At 70.2% G+C, this 14,660-nt stretch carries 14 protein-coding genes and 2 CRISPR repeat arrays; of the genes, 3 read left to right on the top strand and 11 right to left on the bottom strand.

Features of this window, described 5'->3' with window-relative positions; all coding sequences use genetic code 11:
- Positions 1 to 1,222 precede the first annotated feature (1,222 nt).
- The 7 genes from ACIBSV_RS45950 to ACIBSV_RS45920 form a co-directional block, all read right to left on the bottom strand.
- Positions 1,223 to 2,161, bottom strand: a complete 939-nt coding sequence (locus ACIBSV_RS45950; RefSeq protein ID WP_395873501.1) for an endonuclease/exonuclease/phosphatase family protein — start codon at positions 2,159 to 2,161, stop codon at positions 1,223 to 1,225.
- 132 nt (positions 2,162 to 2,293) lie between these two features.
- Entirely contained in the window at positions 2,294 to 3,187 is an 894-nt protein-coding gene (locus tag ACIBSV_RS45945; protein WP_395873500.1) for a formyltransferase family protein, read from the bottom strand.
- Positions 3,184 to 3,510 (bottom strand): hypothetical protein, encoded by a 327-nt coding sequence (locus ACIBSV_RS45940; RefSeq protein ID WP_395873499.1) that lies wholly within the window; start codon positions 3,508 to 3,510, stop codon positions 3,184 to 3,186. The genes ACIBSV_RS45945 and ACIBSV_RS45940 overlap by 4 nt, the downstream gene beginning before the upstream one ends.
- A gap of 794 nt (positions 3,511 to 4,304) precedes the next feature.
- Positions 4,305 to 5,285, bottom strand: a complete 981-nt coding sequence (locus tag ACIBSV_RS45935; protein ID WP_395873498.1) for a hypothetical protein — start codon at positions 5,283 to 5,285, stop codon at positions 4,305 to 4,307.
- Positions 5,286 to 5,463: 178 nt separating this feature from the next.
- Positions 5,464 to 6,297, bottom strand: a complete 834-nt coding sequence (locus ACIBSV_RS45930) for an SAM-dependent methyltransferase (protein WP_395873497.1) — start codon at positions 6,295 to 6,297, stop codon at positions 5,464 to 5,466.
- Positions 6,298 to 6,691: 394 nt separating this feature from the next.
- The gene (locus ACIBSV_RS45925; protein ID WP_395873496.1) at positions 6,692 to 7,381 is read right to left on the bottom strand and encodes a hypothetical protein; all 690 of its coding nucleotides are present in this window, start codon (positions 7,379 to 7,381) and stop codon (positions 6,692 to 6,694) included.
- A 329-nt stretch (positions 7,382 to 7,710) separates the two neighbouring features.
- Positions 7,711 to 8,067, bottom strand: a complete 357-nt coding sequence (locus tag ACIBSV_RS45920; protein ID WP_395873495.1) for a hypothetical protein — start codon at positions 8,065 to 8,067, stop codon at positions 7,711 to 7,713.
- 840 nt (positions 8,068 to 8,907) lie between these two features.
- Between ACIBSV_RS45920 and ACIBSV_RS45915 the strand changes: the two genes are divergently transcribed.
- Genes ACIBSV_RS45915 through ACIBSV_RS45905 form a run of 3 tightly spaced genes read left to right on the top strand, consistent with a single transcriptional unit; the run spans position 8,908 to position 10,219 of the window.
- Positions 8,908 to 9,777: a helix-turn-helix domain-containing protein gene (locus ACIBSV_RS45915; protein ID WP_395873494.1), complete on the top strand. Its 870-nt coding sequence runs from the start codon at positions 8,908 to 8,910 to the stop codon at positions 9,775 to 9,777.
- Positions 9,774 to 10,001 carry a DUF397 domain-containing protein gene (locus tag ACIBSV_RS45910; RefSeq protein WP_395873493.1) on the top strand — a complete coding sequence of 76 codons (228 nt, stop codon included), beginning with the start codon at positions 9,774 to 9,776 and terminating at the stop codon, positions 9,999 to 10,001. Before ACIBSV_RS45915 ends, ACIBSV_RS45910 begins: the two co-directional genes overlap by 4 nt.
- Positions 9,998 to 10,219 carry a DUF397 domain-containing protein gene (locus ACIBSV_RS45905; RefSeq protein ID WP_395873492.1) on the top strand — a complete coding sequence of 74 codons (222 nt, stop codon included), beginning with the start codon at positions 9,998 to 10,000 and terminating at the stop codon, positions 10,217 to 10,219. The genes ACIBSV_RS45910 and ACIBSV_RS45905 overlap by 4 nt, the downstream gene beginning before the upstream one ends.
- Positions 10,220 to 10,286: 67 nt before the next feature.
- Here the strand turns inward: ACIBSV_RS45905 and ACIBSV_RS45900 are convergent, their stop codons facing one another.
- The 4 genes from ACIBSV_RS45900 to ACIBSV_RS45885 all read right to left on the bottom strand — a co-directional run bounded on the left by ACIBSV_RS45900 (position 10,287) and on the right by ACIBSV_RS45885 (position 14,612).
- Positions 10,287 to 10,460, bottom strand: coding sequence for a hypothetical protein (locus ACIBSV_RS45900; RefSeq protein ID WP_395873491.1), 174 nt, complete (start codon positions 10,458 to 10,460; stop codon positions 10,287 to 10,289).
- Between the two features lie 364 nt (positions 10,461 to 10,824).
- A CRISPR array of direct repeats spans positions 10,825 to 11,649; the repeat unit is 29 nt; unit sequence CGGCTCACCCCCACCTGCGTGGGGACTTC.
- Positions 11,650 to 11,887: 238 nt separating this feature from the next.
- On the bottom strand, positions 11,888 to 12,457 hold the full coding sequence (locus ACIBSV_RS45895) for a PKD domain-containing protein (protein ID WP_395873490.1): 570 nt from the start codon (positions 12,455 to 12,457) through the stop codon (positions 11,888 to 11,890).
- 230 nt (positions 12,458 to 12,687) lie between these two features.
- Positions 12,688 to 13,251, bottom strand: a complete 564-nt coding sequence (locus tag ACIBSV_RS45890) for a hypothetical protein (protein WP_395873489.1) — start codon at positions 13,249 to 13,251, stop codon at positions 12,688 to 12,690.
- A gap of 141 nt (positions 13,252 to 13,392) precedes the next feature.
- Positions 13,393 to 13,847: a CRISPR direct-repeat array (repeat unit 29 nt; unit sequence CGGCTCACCCCCACCTGCGTGGGGACTTC).
- A 249-nt stretch (positions 13,848 to 14,096) separates the two neighbouring features.
- Positions 14,097 to 14,612, bottom strand: coding sequence for an ATP/GTP-binding protein (locus ACIBSV_RS45885; protein ID WP_395873488.1), 516 nt, complete (start codon positions 14,610 to 14,612; stop codon positions 14,097 to 14,099).
- Positions 14,613 to 14,660: the final 48 nt, after the last annotated feature.

Below are 14,660 nucleotides of genomic sequence, written 5' to 3'. Positions count from 1 at the left end.
CCGACCTGCACGTTAGCGGAGGCGTTACCATCCCGTGATCGAATATCGAGGTAATCAGGCAAAGCCTTGCCTGATTACCCACGCCGCCGCTCTCCGCCATGTTCCCTTCATCGCGAAGAGCCTAGCTCGACGCCTTGGCCGGCTCTCGCCTTCTCGCCTGCGCAACGCCCACGCCAGCTCGCCCACGAACGTCCCAGGCCTGATGGGCAACGCCTTCATGAGCGTCCGGAGATGCGTCTTCAGCGGAACGGTCATCCAGGCAGCCCAACTTGCGAATTCCGAGCTCGTGGCCGATTCCGCGTGAGCGTTCCAGCGCCTGCATCGTCGGCCGGTCGACCCATTGAAACGGAGCAGTTGGGGGAACGGCCGGCCGCCGATGTTGGCCGCGCTCGACGAGGCGGGATTCGGTGACCTGCATCTTCTCCTCGAGTACGAACTTCCGGGCACCAACTGCGTCTGGACGCAAGGGTGCGGGGTCAAGCGCCTCCCGCACAGGGCGTCGCCGCCCTGGCAGTCGAGCTGAAGCAGTGGTCCACGCTGTACCCGTTCCGCGGTCGCCGGGCATGGTGAAGCCCTCCGGGAAGCATGTGCCTGGTCGCCACTCTGGGATCCGGTCTTCCGTCGGGGCTCACCCGCGAGCACAGCGTCGTCCTGCTCGACGAGGCGCACCGGATTCGACGCGACGGCGGCGTCCTGGAGGCGATGATCGAGCGCTGCCGCCACCGTCTTCTTTCAGGACAAACGTCAGATCATCCGACCCGGTGAAGGGGTCACGGTGGACGAACTCCGAGCCCTCGCCGCCGCAGAACTTCGTCACTTCGAACTCGCGGACCTCGAAGCGCAGTTCCTCGCCGTGTCTCCCAGCTGTACCAGGAATGGGTCGACGCTCTCTTCGACGCCGGCGGCCACGCCCACCCGTGGCCGGGCGAGGGCGAGGACTGCGACCTCGCCCTCGCCGATTCGACGGAGCAACTCGACTCTTGGACGGCCGCGCACGGGCATGAAGTGCGAGTACTCCGTCGTCATCATCGGGCCCGATCGTGTCCACAGGTCGGGCCCATCGAGGGCTACGTACCGACGACCTTCGATCGCCCTCGTTCTCGGTGCCGGACGGCCACGCCACCGCGAGGCAGGAGCACTCCTCGTCGCGGGGATGGCCCGGTCGGCTCCGCGACGCCGGTGACGCGGTGCACAGGGAAGGTGCGGGCCGTCCCCTTCGGGCTCACAGGGTCGCGCTCCGGGTCCGGTCCGAGGTGTGCTCGCGATCGGGGTGTGGCGCCGCGGCGCGACGCAGGACGTCCGCGAGGGTGCCGTGGTGGAATCGGGCGCGGACGGCGTGGTGGTCGGAGAGGCCGCTCATGTCGATGACGTCGACGTCGATCAGCGCGGGCAGGAGTGTCGTCGACAGCCAGAATCCGTCGACGGCCGCCGGGGGACCCTGCTCGGGCTTGGCGACGACGGTGGGGGCCAGCGTGGACATGCGTCGGTAGGTGCGGGCGATGTGGCGGGCTGCGTCCTCGGCGCCGGCGGCGAGCATCTCGCGGTCGGTGTGGGTGTCGGGGATGCGGGTGCCGTCGGGGCCGCGGCGGGAGCGGTGGGTCTGGTGGACCCGGTCGGTGAAGGACTCGACGGCGGGCAGGGGCGGCCCGCCGGGGATGGGTGCGGTGTAGCTGTTGCGGTCGCCGCCGAGGATGGCCGGCAGCTTGACCGTGGAGCCGCTGTCGGTGATGTGCGTCTTGTCGAGGAAGCGGGTCAGGTTCTCCCCCTCGATCGCTCTGGCGGTGCAGGAGGAGTAGGTGAGGTGGTGGGAGACGCAGATGATCGGCAGTGTCTCTCCGCCGGTGTCGCGCAGGCGCAGGGAGCGCGCGGTGGGCTCCAGTTGCCATCCTCGGTCGTTCCAGCCGCGCGGGGATTCGAACACGGCCGGGTCGGCGTAAAGGGCGGTGGAACTGCCGCTGCCGACCCATCCGCGCATGCCGAGTACCGTCTCCGCCGCCTTGGCGAGTTCGCCTTCGTTGTCGAGGGCGTCCCACATCTCCTGCCGGAAGAACGCGGCGGGCCGCAGGGAGGCGAAGTAGTCGTGGGCCGTCCGCCATTTCCTGCGGTCGCCTCCGCCGTTGTTCTCGAAGTTGCAGGTGATCAGGTCGATGGTGGTGGTCACGGCAGGCCTTTCGTCGGTGTCGGGGGAATGAACCCGTACGGGTGTGGTGCCGAGGGGGTGGGGCGCGTGCCGGTGTGGCCGTTCGGCGTGCTCGGCGCTGTGGAAAAAGGGGTGGCGGTGTGGGTGCTTCGTTCAGGTGTAGATGCGTGGATGTGCGGTGTTTACGGACGCGGGTGTGGCGTCGGCGACCCATAGGGGTGCGCCGTTCGCGCAGTCGACGCGCCGGTTGCACGTGGGCGTCGGGGTCGGGCTGGTGCGGGTGATGGTGTGCCAGGCGCCGTCGATGCGGATGTGGGGTGTCCAGCGGAGGTAGCGCAGGGCGCGGGTGAGGTGGTGGAGCGTGAGAGGTGACTGCCCGCGGTCCAGGTAGCGGTCGGCGTGGTCCATGAACCCGGCCCACGTGGCGGCGTTCGGGTCCTGGAGGGTTCCCGGTTCGCCGCGTAGGACGGCGGCCAGGGCTTTCGGTAGGACTCCCCGCACGAGCCTGCGGATGGCACGGGCGTGGAGCGTCGCGGGGTCGAAGTCGTCGTCGGGAGAGGGCAGCGTGTCCTGCGCGAGGACGGGGCCGGAATCGTAGGTGTCGCCGTTCATCCGGTGGACGCTGAGGCCGATCCGCGGGTCGCCCATCCGCAGGGCCCAGGAGATGGGCGAGGGTCCCTGCCATCGGGGCAGCAGCGAGGGATGGCAGTTGATGCCGCCCCCGGGCAGCGTGTCGACGACGAACGGCGGAAGCAGCGTCGGGTAGCCGCACACCACCACCATGTCCACTCCGAACAGGCGCAGCGCGTCGGGGAGGTCGGCCGCGGGCAGGGCGAGGACACCCATCTCCGGGGGTGTGGCGGCGCGTACCTTGGCCAGTCGGGTGGCGGGATCCGTCTCGCGGGTGCGCTCCCGCCAGAGCACCGGCGGGACGACGGCGAGCACCGGCAGGAAGCCGGAGCCGGCGCAGGCCTGCCGCATCATCTCCAGGGTGTCGATGCGTGAACTCGCCAACGCCACGCGCAGGGCGGGGCGTTGGGCCGTCACGGGGTCCCCGCTGCGGTGGAGTCGGGGGTGGGGGCCGTGGCGGGGGTTTCGGTGCGCTGCCGGGTGGCGGTGCGGGAGGGGTGCGCCCGGTACCGCTTCATGGTGTTGGCGTGGGCGGTGACGCGTCTCCAGTCGACGCCGCGCCGCTTCGCGAGGACGCTCAGGCCGACCAGGATGTCCGCCGCGACCCGGATGAACGCCGTGGGGCTGGTGGTGTCCAGGACGGCGTCGATGCGGTTGTGCAGGTACTGGCGCCGCCGGTGTGCCTCGGCGGACGCCGATTGCGGCTGCGCAACGGTCGAAGGGTGTGGGGGCGGTGGCACGGGCGGGGTTGTGTCGGTTGGTGGTGTCGGGTTCACGAAGGGCTCCTGGGAGAGGTCTCGGTGGTGGGCACGGCGGGCCGGCGGGTTCGCTCGACGGGTTCCTTGTTCGGGGCGGTGACCGGGGAGGTGGCCGCCGCAGGTCGCGGCTGCCTCGAAGCGCGGTTCGGGGCACCGGTATTCATCCATCGCAACCGTGGGGCCGGGGGTGCGCGGGCCCACCCCGCGTGGGCCGCGCAGCGAGCCGGGCGGCCGTGGCCGGCGCACACGCCCGCGGCCACCCCCGCGTTGCCGGGCCTCCGCCGGGTGCGGCTGCGGCGGGAGGGAGCGTGTGTCGGCGCAGCCGAGGAACGTGAAGCGCGGGCACCGAGCCGCCGACAGGGGAATCCACGGGTGGCCGGAGTCTTCTTCGTCGGGCGCCGAGTGCCGGTCCTCGTCAAAGTGCGGCAGCCGGGCGGGGCCGGAGCGAGGGGCTGCCGGGCGCCGGGCACGGCAGCGTGGCGGTTCGCGGGTCGAGCCTGGCCGGTGCCCGAGGAAGGCGTTCGCCGTGTCGGTGAGGCCGGATCGTGCGGGGCCTGGCCGAATGTCGGTGATCGCGGGTCGAGGCCGAGCACGCGCCGCGTGTTCAGGGCCGTCTCCCCTGGGCGGGTGAGGAGTTCGCGCCAAGTCGGTGGCTGTTGGTCCGGGTGTGTGGCCTCGGCGGTGAGGTCGTCGACGACCGTGCGGTCCGGGAGGCACGCCCGCGGATGGGCGTGGGCGTCGCGGAGACGGGGGCGTGCGAGTGTCGGACTCGCTGTTCACCGTTCCGCCTGGGTCGGGGAGGTCGCGACGGCGTCGCCGGTGTCGGTCGTGGTGGCCGAGGGGGTGCTGCGGTGCGCGGCCCTGGTCGCGGCCCGGTGCAGGTCTGCGAGCCGTGTGTGGAGTTGGGCGGCGGTGGGCCGGTCCAGGGGATCGATGCTCAAGGCGGGGGTGAGGATTTGTTCGAGCGCGGGCCAGGCGAGGGGGCTCGGGACGCGGGACAGGGGTGCTCCGTCCGCGATGGCCTGCCGGCGTTGGGCCGGTGTCGGCGGGCGCCCGCCGTAGCCCTTGCGTACGGCGACGGCCGGTTCACCCGTCCAGGACATGCGGAGGGTGGCGGCGAGGGCGTACACGTCGGCGGCGCGAGTGGCCGTCGGCCGGCGGCGGGCGAGAACGGCGGAGGCGATCTCGGGGGCGGCGCAGTCGACTCGGCATGTCGTGTACGGGTAGGCGGCGAGGAGGTCGGCGGGGATGGCGCCCAGGGGGCCGTGCGCGGAGGCGTAGTCGATCAGGCGGGCCCCGGCGGGGGTGTGGATGCATTGGGCCGGGTGGAGGTCGGCGTGGATCCACCGTTTCGCGTGGAGGTCGGCGACGGCGCCGGCCGGCTCGACCGCCCAGCCCAGGGCGCGCAGGCGCATGATCCCGCGCTTGGCGCCCCGGGCTCGCAACGACGCCCAGTGCTGTTCGGTGGTGGCTCCCCGATACCAGGGTGTCGCCGGCCACGAGCCGGTGGAGTGTTCACCGTGCCAGGGGCGTTCGCGGACCAGGTCGACCGCGTGGAGGGCTTCGAGGGCAGCGGCCTCGCGGTCGACGATGCGGGTGCCGAGGCCGACCTTGACGGCGAGGACGGTGTCCCCGCCCGTGATCCGCCACACCGGAACGCGCGAGGAGTCGGTGATCAGGGTTGCGGTGGGTGCGGGGCCGACCATGGGCCGGAGGGCGTTCGTGACGTCCGGGGGCAACGTGGCGGTGGTGGTCACCGGGACTCCGATCGAAGGAGGTGAGGGCGGGACGGACGCCCGCGAGGGGGCGGTGGGCGAAGAGGCCGTCGGAAGGTGTCGTCCGGGGCCGGGACGAACGCGGCGCGAGGGCGAGCGCGAGCGCGAGGAGAGCGGGCCGGCCGGCGGCCGAGGCGATGTCCGGTCGCCGCCGCGGCCCTCACGTGCCGATGCGTCGCGCCGGCGTGGAGGCGTCGAGTTCGCTGACGGCGGCGTAGCAGGCCACGGCCTCCTCGGCCGCGGGGCTTCGCGGGTCCGCGTGCCATCGGGCGGCCGGTACGAGGCCCGGGGCGATGGGTGTTCCGGGCACCAGCGCGAGGATTTCGTGCCGTGTGCGCGGGCGGAGCGGGATGCCGTGGATCCGGTACACGCGGGCCACCGCCGCCGTGCGGGAGTGCGGGCCGGTGTCGCCCGACAGGTGGGTCATCACGACGTGGCTGCCGGTGGGCAGGCCCGCGGTGAGGCGGTGGAGGACTCCACGCGGCCCGTACCGGTACGGGAGGTGCTGAAGGAGGGCGCCGACAACGACGGCGACGGGCTCGGTGAGGTCGAACATCCCGCGGACCCGGTCGTGCCCCCAGATGCCCTCCGGGAGCAGGGGTGACGCCCGAACACAGGCGACGAGGCCGGTGTCCGTGCTCGACAGGGCGCTCTGCAGGGCGTGGACAACCGGGTCGTCCTCGACGTAGACCACCCGGCAGGTGGCGTCGACCGCGTGGGCGACGTCGTGGACGGCGCGGCCCTCGAGCGGGACGCCCTGCGCGAAGTCGACGAACTGGCGTACTCCCGCCCGCGCGAGGTGGTCGACGGCGCGCCCCGTGAACAGCGCCGCGTCCCGGGCCGCCGTCCACAACCGCGGGTGGACCGCGAGCGCGGCGTCGGCCAGGGAGCGGTCGGCGGAGAAGTTCGTACGACCGCCCGCGAGGTAGTTGTTCACCCGGGCCACATGCGGCCGGTCCAGGTCGAGTTCGATGGGGAGGGAAGGCGCGTGCACGGCTACCGTTTCCTGATCGGGAAGGGGACCCCGGCCGAGCAAGGGGCGGGTGTCGTTCCTGCGCGGGGCTTGCTCTCGAACCAGTCGCGACCCGGCGGCCGCGGCACGGTGGGACACAAGGCGGGGGCGAGCCGCACACCCGGGTCGAAGATCCGCCACGGACCGGGACGCTCGCTGCCCTGCTGCCACAGCTGATGAAGCACCCCGGCCAGGCCGGGCCTGCGGGCCGCCGGCACCGCGTGCAGGTGCCGGGGCACACCGAGATACACGGCGCGCAGGGTCTCGACCGCCTGCCCGGCGGTGACGGTTCGCGTGCGCCCGCCGACACTGACGACGAACCGCAGTAATCGAGACCGGTGATGCCCTACACGCGGAATCGCGCTGCGCATCCCCCTCACCCGGCCACGGGAGGTGGGGTCCAGACGGGCGCGGTCAGACGACGCCGGGCCGGTGGGTCTCCCACAAGCGGCAGACGAGCCGGATCGTGGGCGACGGGCGCACCGCTGTCCCACGCCCGACGCAGACCGCGCAGCCAGTCGATCGCCCGTTGCGCCGACGGGAGTTCGTGATCGGGCATCAGCCACAGCCCGGCGCCGGTGGGTTCGTCTTCGGGGCCGGTGCGGATCAGGGCGAGAGCGAGTCCGGTGACCTTGGTGTTGTCGACGACGGCGAAGGCCGTCTCCGCGACCGTGCGCCTGCGCGAACTGGGTGTCCGGGGCAGGTCCCAGGCGTCGGTTTGACTGTCGAGCGCCGTGTCGAGGTCCGCCCGCAGGGTCTGCCACAGCGTCAGCGGCAGGGTCCAGACCCGCCCCACGGGCGCGTTCGGCGACGCGGGCCACCAAACCCGGGGCGCGTTGTCCACGGGAACGATCCCGAGAGCCGCGATCACCGCCGCGGCGTTGGAGGCCGGCTTGCACGGCCACGCGACGCCGCAGCGTGCGCATCGATCGCCGACGTTCCGGTGCTTTCGGCTCACCGCGTGCGTCAGGCGATCCTGCATGACGTACGGGTCCTCGGACCGAAAAGGGATCGGCCCCCTACGCGTGAGCACGTCCTCGCCCTGGGGACGGCGGCGCTTGGCCATCGGGAAATCCTCCGAACGGTGGGTGGGCTTGGGGTGTTCGCGGGTGGCAGACGAATCTCCGTTCTCCGTCGAGAGGCCCACCACCCGCCGTCGGAGTGCCGTGGATCCCCGTACGGGCGCTCCGGACCCCGGCTCCCTGCAGGCGGGGGCGAACGCAGGGATCGGGGCGAAGGAGAAACTGGGGGTTGGACACCAGCCCGCAACGGCGACCTGCGTCCGACCGGCCGCGCTGAGGGGTGAAGGCGCGGCCCGAACCCGGCGCAGGAGGCGGCGAAGCGTCAACCTGTGCCGGGAAAGATGGCGGCATCCGGTGGCACCGCCGAGGTCACTCAGAGATGCGTGAAGCGGATCGTGCCCGTCGTGCCTTCGACATCACTTCGCGCGAACTGGGCGTGATCCTCGCCCAGTTCGGCACTGATCGCCGCGTCCAACGCCGCCGGACCGAGACCGGGGAGAAGGGACGCGGCCTCGAAGAGGGCGAGCGCGGCGTCGTGCATGTGCGTTCGCTCGCAGTACGCGAGAGCCTGGACGACGGTGCGGCTGTCGAGCTCCAGCCGATCCCTGAACCACCACCGGCCGTCGGCGAGCCACACCCACCGCACGACGACGACGGCGCCTGCCGCGCGCCGGGGATAGGCGGTGAACGCCCGGCGTGGGGACGGGTCGGCGTCGAAGAATGCGTGCACGTGAGGTCGCCTTGGTCGCTGGGGTCGGGGACGAAGCGTGTGGCGGTTCAGGCCACGCGGTGCGCGAAACCGCTATGGGCGGAATCCGGTCTTGGCGGCTGGTTGTGTCAGCTGTCGACGTTGCGCGCCTGTACGACGCCACGGGAGCAGCGTCGTGCCAGGAGGGGCGCGTCAGGGAAACAAGTTGCCGCTTGGCGAGCGTGTCGAGGTCGGCGGCTTCCGGGAGGACGAACGCGGCCCGGATCCATTTGCCACCGGCCGGGGTGGGCCCGTAGGACAGCTCGTCCGCCAGGATCATGGCCATCTTCAGCCCACGTCCGTCCTCCGCGTTGGCATCGGGCTCCGGGTGGGGCGTGTTCCAGGCCAGCACCACGAACTTGTCGTCCGATACCGCAAACAGCAGGTGACCGTCCTCGACCCACCAGAACAGCGTGATAGGTCCGCTGGTGGTGTGTTTGAACGAGTTGGTGACCAGCTCGACGACCACGGAGAGAGGATCGTCGGGCGGCGCACCCACGGCAACGCACACTTCGCGAGTGTGCAGACGGGCGTTCTTGGCGGAGAACTCGGTTCTCGGCAGGTCCAGTCGTTGAGCGGGCAGTTCCATGATGCGCTTCTCCCTGCGGGTCGCACGGGCATCGCGGACAAGCCGTCTCGTGATCATGAAGATGCAGACGGTGACTGGAAATCACTGTGGAGCCCAAGGTGTCTCACGTCAAGCCTATGACTGGCATCATGCCAACTTCATTCCAATGGGGAGCCGAGCAGGTAGCCTGCCCTTGCCTCCGGAATGCTGTGCGCATACACCACCGTCGTGAGGTCACATCGGATGGAGATGCCATGGCTGCCGTCGAAATGAGCCCGCAGGTCGCACGCCGTGAACTCGGCAAAGAACTCCGCCAACAGCGCGAGCGAGCAGGCCTTACCGCTGACGAGGTGGCCGTGGAGGTCGACAGCAGCCAGTCGCAGGTCACACGCGTCGAGAGTGGCGACCGCACCTGCTCCAAGGAGATGTTCGCAAGGCTCCTCGCCCTGTACGAGGTGGAGGGCACGCTCCGGGATCGATTGGACGAGCTGCTGACTATCGCCCGAAAGCGCCAAGTCCCCTGGTATCGGAAACGGTACGGCGATCTGCTGTCCAAGAACTACGACCGAGTACTTGGCTTCGAAGAGGACGCCACGCACCGACTCGACTACCAATCCGTTCTGCTGCCCGCTCACCTTCAGACGCGCGAGTACGCGTTCGCGGTCACCGGCTCCGGGTTCGCGGCGCTCGGACCCGATCAGATCGACGGACTCGTCGAAATCCGCATGGCTCGGCAACTGCGACTCACCGGCGAGAACCCGCTCCACCTCGACTGCGTGATCACCCAAGCCGCCCTGAGCTTCCACGTCGGCGGCCTGGATGTGATGCAACGACAACTTCGGCATCTGCTCGAAGTCACCGAACTGCCCAACGTCAGCCTTCGCATCATCCCCTGGGAAGGCGGGGAGAACGGAACACAAAGCGGCAGCTTCAACATCTTCAAGTTCGCCGAAGGCGTCGATGACGTGGCGTTCGCTGAATCCGTGGCCGGTAGCGTCCTCCTGGACCAGCCCATGGACCTGCGGCGCGTCAACCGGCTCTACACGAACCTGGCCGCGAAGGCTCTCTCGCCGGAGGAGAGCCGAAACCTGATCACGAGTGTCGAGAGGGAACTGACCGTATGAACCCGAACAACTTGTACAGCGCCCCGCTGGACGGTGCCACCTGGTACAAGAGCAGCTACACCGCCAGCAACGACCAGTGCGTGGAGATCGCTGAACTCCCAGCGCTGCCCGCAGTTGCGATCCGAGACTCGAAGAACATCGAGTTGCCCGCGAGCCGCGTCTCAGCGACGGGGTGGACGGCGTTCGTGGGAGCCCTCAAGTCCGGCACCTTGGTCACAGCATGAGCGCGAAGTCGGACCTCTACGCGCAAGATCTCACTGGCGCGGTGTGGCTCACGGCCCCAGGATCCTCAGCGGACGATCGGATCGAGATAGCGGAACTGGAGGGCGGCGCCATGGCTCTGCGGAATCCAGCCGATCCCGTGGGCGCAATACAGAGGTACACCGCCGAAGAGTGGCAGGCATTTCTACGCGGTGTCCACGACGGCGAATTCGACCGATAGAACAGCGGAGGGCCCCAAGCGACGTGGGGCCCTCCGAGTCTTTGATACCACTCGCAACCAAGCAGAATCAGTGCCTGCCCGGCGCCTGCGGTCCAAGCGGTATCTCGCCCGCGAGTGCCTCATCGAAATCCTCCGCCGGGACCGTGGTCATGCGGCCGGTGTAACGGCGGCGCATGACCGAGTCGTCGGCGACGAAGCCGCAGCGAGTCAGGCGCCCGGCGATCGCGCGGACCAGCGCCACCCGGGGCGGAGTCGGGGCGCAATGCAGCCAGTTCGTTAGCTCACCCCCACTCGCGTAGGGACTTCCCGGAGAGGCAGCAGCGGCCTTGGCGCGCTCCGGCTCACCCCCCTGCGTGGGGGCTTCCTGGCTATGACGTCTTGAGTTGGCCCCACCCGGATGGCTCCACCTGGCGCCGACAGATGTTCGATGACGCCTCGAACTGGCCCCACCCAGCGGGTGTCCGCCCAGGTCAAGGGGTGGGGCCATTTCAGACCGTCCTTGAAGCGTCAACCATCTGGGGCCAATTCGAGCCGTCCGAGTGGGGCCGCTGGGAACCGTCATAGCCAGACTTCCAGCGGCACGAGGGCATCACACGTGCGCTCGCCGGCTCACCCCCACCTGCGTGGGGACTTCGATGTCGGCCATCTCCTGGTCGGAGAGCTCTCGCGGCTCACCCCCACCTGCGTGGGGACTTCCGCCACCGCGGCCTGAACTTGCGCAAGAGCTGCGGCTCACCCCCACCTGCGTGGGGACTTCCCGGCGAGGAGGAGGGCGTCTCCTTTGTCGGACGGCTCACCCCCACCTGCGTGGGGACTTCCGCGCCCTGGCGACGCCTTCGGCCAGAAACGTCGGCTCACCCCCACCTGCGTGGGGACTTCGGCCATCACACTGCTCGCCGACCTTGAAGCTGGGCGGCTCACCCCCACCTGCGTGGGGACTTCCGGCCGGCGGCGGTGATCATCCGACCGACGCACGGCTCACCCCCACCTGCGTGGGGACTTCGCACTTCGGCGGGATCATCCACGTCAACACGGGGGCTCACCCCCACCTGCGTGGGGACTTCGCGCGCGAGCAACGGGACATCGTGCTCCGCGACGGCTCACCCCCACCTGCGTGGGGACTTCCTCTGCTCACTACGTGATGCCATCGAGACTCACGGCTCACCCCCACCTGCGTGGGGACTTCCCGATCGTGCGGACCACCGCCTGACCGGCCGCCGGCTCACCCCCACCTGCGTGGGGACTTCCGAAGCCTGGGGATGCGGGCACCCACCACCGGCGGCTCACCCCCACCTGCGTGGGGACTTCCGCCAAGGCGCCCGACGCCGAGGTTCACGCGGCGGCTCACCCCCACCTGCGTGGGGACTTCTTCATCGACCCCGGCACCCAACAGATGGCGGTCGGCTCACCCCCACCTGCGTGGGGACTTCCTTCCTGACCTGCGGGTTCGTGGAGGCTTTGCCGATTCGTGATCTCAGTCGGGCCATTGCGGCAAGATCTCTGCCTGAATTCGCTTCGGGCGAGCGACTCCTCGCAGAGGGCGGCATTATCGAATGGTTCATCCTGTTCACGGCGTTGGTCGCGTGGATGGGTATGTCGGTTCAAGGTACGGGCACGGCACCGGCGGACAAATAGCCCGCACCGTCGGGGACGTGGCCTGAGTGCGAGTCAGGATGTCAGTGCCTGCATCTCGCCCGCGCGGATGTCGCCGACGGCAGTGGTACGGGTTGCGCCCAGGGTGCCGGTCTGCCCGCCGCCAGCCCAGGTGACGGTCCAGTGGGTGGTGGCGGTGACGGTGTGGACGCCTGGTCGCGTGTAAGTGTGTCCGCAGTCGGGGCTGGGCTGCGCGCTGCGGGCCGGCGTGCCAGGGGTAGTGCAGGTGACGACGGCTCCGTCGCCCATGGTCCAGGTGATGCGGTCGACGACGGCGGTCGCGGTGACCGACAGGCCGGGTACTGCGGCGGTGGCGGTTGCCGGTCCCCAGGTGGCGGGGGTGGCGTCGACCCACAGCCAGGTCGGCAGTCCGACCAGGCCGGTCTTGCCGGGGCCGGGGGTGAGGTGGACGGTGGGCGCGTCGAGGGGGATTTGCGCGGAGGCGCGGGCGCCGAGTTCGGCCGGGGTCGGTGGTGGTGGGGCGCCGCCGGGCAGGTTGAAGTCGATCGTGCCGCTGCACAGTTCCGCGTTCAGGACGGTGGGCGCACCGGGGCATTGGGTGTCGTCGGGGTCCTTCGGATCCACCGGAGCCGGGACAGACGAGTTCGTTCCGGCCGGGACGGTGCCGCCGGTACCGGTGGATCCCGTACCCCCGAATCCGCCGGATCCATCGGTCTCGACTTCGAGAGCGACGCTTCGCCCGTCCACCTGCACGCCCGGTGGGCGTGGCGGGGGGTTCGACGGTGGGGTGTCCGCCGCAAAGGCGGCTGGTGACGCGCCCAACCACAGCACACCAGCGGTGATGCCCAGGCGGGTCAGCATGTGCGGTCCCGTTCGGAACGCATGTCCGACACCTGCCACAGACCTGTGGTCTGAGTCAGGGTGAACGTCTTGCGGTACCGGGGCGATTGGGGCGGTGGTGTGTATGGGCTCCCGTCCGCCTTGGTCACGTACCGGCGGCTGATGTCGATGCAGTCCACGATCGTCACCGTGGGGACCGGCGGTGCGAGGGCCACGGTCGCCGTAGGTGTCAGCGCCCCGTCCGGCCCGTGTGTGGTGATCCGATCTTTGGCCGTGTCGACGGCGATCTGCCGAATGAGCTCCGCAGCCCGCCCTGTCGACAGCCGCGACACCGTCGCCTCGTCCAGCGGGTCACCCGCGTCGACCGCGAGTTGGAGAGCCCGCCACTGTCGATACACCTCCAGCGCCTGCGTCCGCGCCGCCTCCTCGGGGCTCGGCGCCGGCACTGCCTGGCTGGACGGTGGTGCCGGTGGCGGGGTAGTGCGCGCCGCGGTCGTGTCGCCGTCGTCATCGCCGCCGCACCCGGCAACCGCCAGCAGCACCACGGCTATCGCGGCCGTGGCCGTGCTCCGTCCCACGTGTCCCCCTCGGTCGGTTGTGATCACACACCGTACCCGGGTCGCGACCGGGGTGGGGAGCCGTTCGCCCCGGCCTCGAATGGCGTGCTCCACGTCGCGTGGGGACTTCTGGAGGAAGACCGGGACCACGATAGAGGCAACCGGCTCACCCCCACCTGCGTGGCGACTTCGACGCGAGCGGTAGTACGTCGTGGGGCAGTGGCGGTTCACCCCCACCTGCGTGGGGACTTCGCGATCGAGTCCGCGCTGAACTCGGTGCGCCACGGCTCACCCCCACCTGCGTGGGGACTTCGCCCGAGTGACCGATCCGCTCCCGGTCGTCGTCGGCTCACCCCCACCTGCGTGGGGACTTCGAATCCATCACTGGACGGCATCAGGCGTCCGCCGGCTCACCCCCACCTGCGTGGGGACTTCTCCGATGTGGCGTCCGCGTCGAGCACGGCGTCCGGCTCACCCCACCTGCGTGGGGACTTCCAGCGAGGAGAGGTCCGAGGAGCGCAGCGAGACGGCTCACCCCCACCTGCGTGGGGACTTCCCGTTGAGGGAGGGCAGGATGCGCCGGATGGACGGCTCACCCCCACCTGCGTGGGGACTTCACTTGCTGACCTGCAGGTTCTTGGAGGCTTTGCCGATTCGTGATGCGAATCGGGCTATTGAGGCAAGGTCCCTGCCTGAATTCGCTTTTGAGCCAACCCTTGGGCCAACGACTCCTGGTGAAGGCGACGTTATCAAGCGAATCATCCCATTAATGACGTTGGCCCGGAGAGGTGAACGTATAGGTTCAAGGTATGGGCACGGCACCGACGGATGCCCGCGCTTGGCCAGGGCCCTGGCTCGTGGGCACGTCAGGACGTCAGCGCCTGCATCTCGCCCGCACGGATGTCGCCGACCGTGGTGGTGCGAGTGGCGGCCAGGGTGCCGGTCTGTCCGCCACCGGCCCACGTGATGCTCCAATGGGTGGTGGCGGTGACGACATGAACACCGGGTCGCGTGTACGTATGTCCGCAATCAGGGCTGGGATGCGCACCCCGCGCCGGACTGTACGGCGTGCCCGGGGTGGTGCAGGTGACGACGGCGCCGTCACCCATCGTCCAGGTGATGCGGTCGACCCGAGCCGTCGCGGTCACCGACAACCCGGGAACCGCTGCGGTCGCCGTCGCGGGACCCCACGCCGCCGGAGTGGCATCGACCCACAACCACGTGGGCAGTCCGACCAAACCGGTCTTTCCGGGGCCGGGGGTGAGGTGCACCGCAGGCGCGTCCAGGGGGATCTGGGCGGAGGCCTGGGCTCCGAGTTCGGCCGGAGTGGGCGGCGGGACGACGTTACCGCCACCGCCGGGATTGGGATCGATGCTGCCCATGCACTGGGTCACGTTCAAAACGCGCGCCGCCCCCGGACACTGCGTGTC

Origin of the sequence: Embleya sp. NPDC050154, assembly GCF_044460165.1 — a bacterium.
Lineage (GTDB): Bacteria > Actinomycetota > Actinomycetes > Streptomycetales > Streptomycetaceae > Embleya.
Note: the sequence above shows the minus strand (reverse complement) of the source record. Positions and strands in the feature narration are given on the sequence as shown.

Excerpts from the sequence above, each read along its gene's own strand:
- ACIBSV_RS45925 (WP_395873496.1), bottom strand. The coding sequence starts at position 7,381 with ATGGCCAAGCGCCGCCGTCCCCAGGGCGAGGACGTGCTCACGCGTAGG.
- ACIBSV_RS45915 (WP_395873494.1), top strand. The coding sequence starts at position 8,908 with ATGGCTGCCGTCGAAATGAGCCCGCAGGTCGCACGCCGTGAACTCGGC.
- ACIBSV_RS45910 (WP_395873493.1), top strand. The coding sequence starts at position 9,774 with ATGAACCCGAACAACTTGTACAGCGCCCCGCTGGACGGTGCCACCTGG.
- ACIBSV_RS45905 (WP_395873492.1), top strand. The coding sequence starts at position 9,998 with ATGAGCGCGAAGTCGGACCTCTACGCGCAAGATCTCACTGGCGCGGTG.
- ACIBSV_RS45885 (WP_395873488.1), bottom strand. The coding sequence starts at position 14,612 with ATGGGCAGCATCGATCCCAATCCCGGCGGTGGCGGTAACGTCGTCCCG.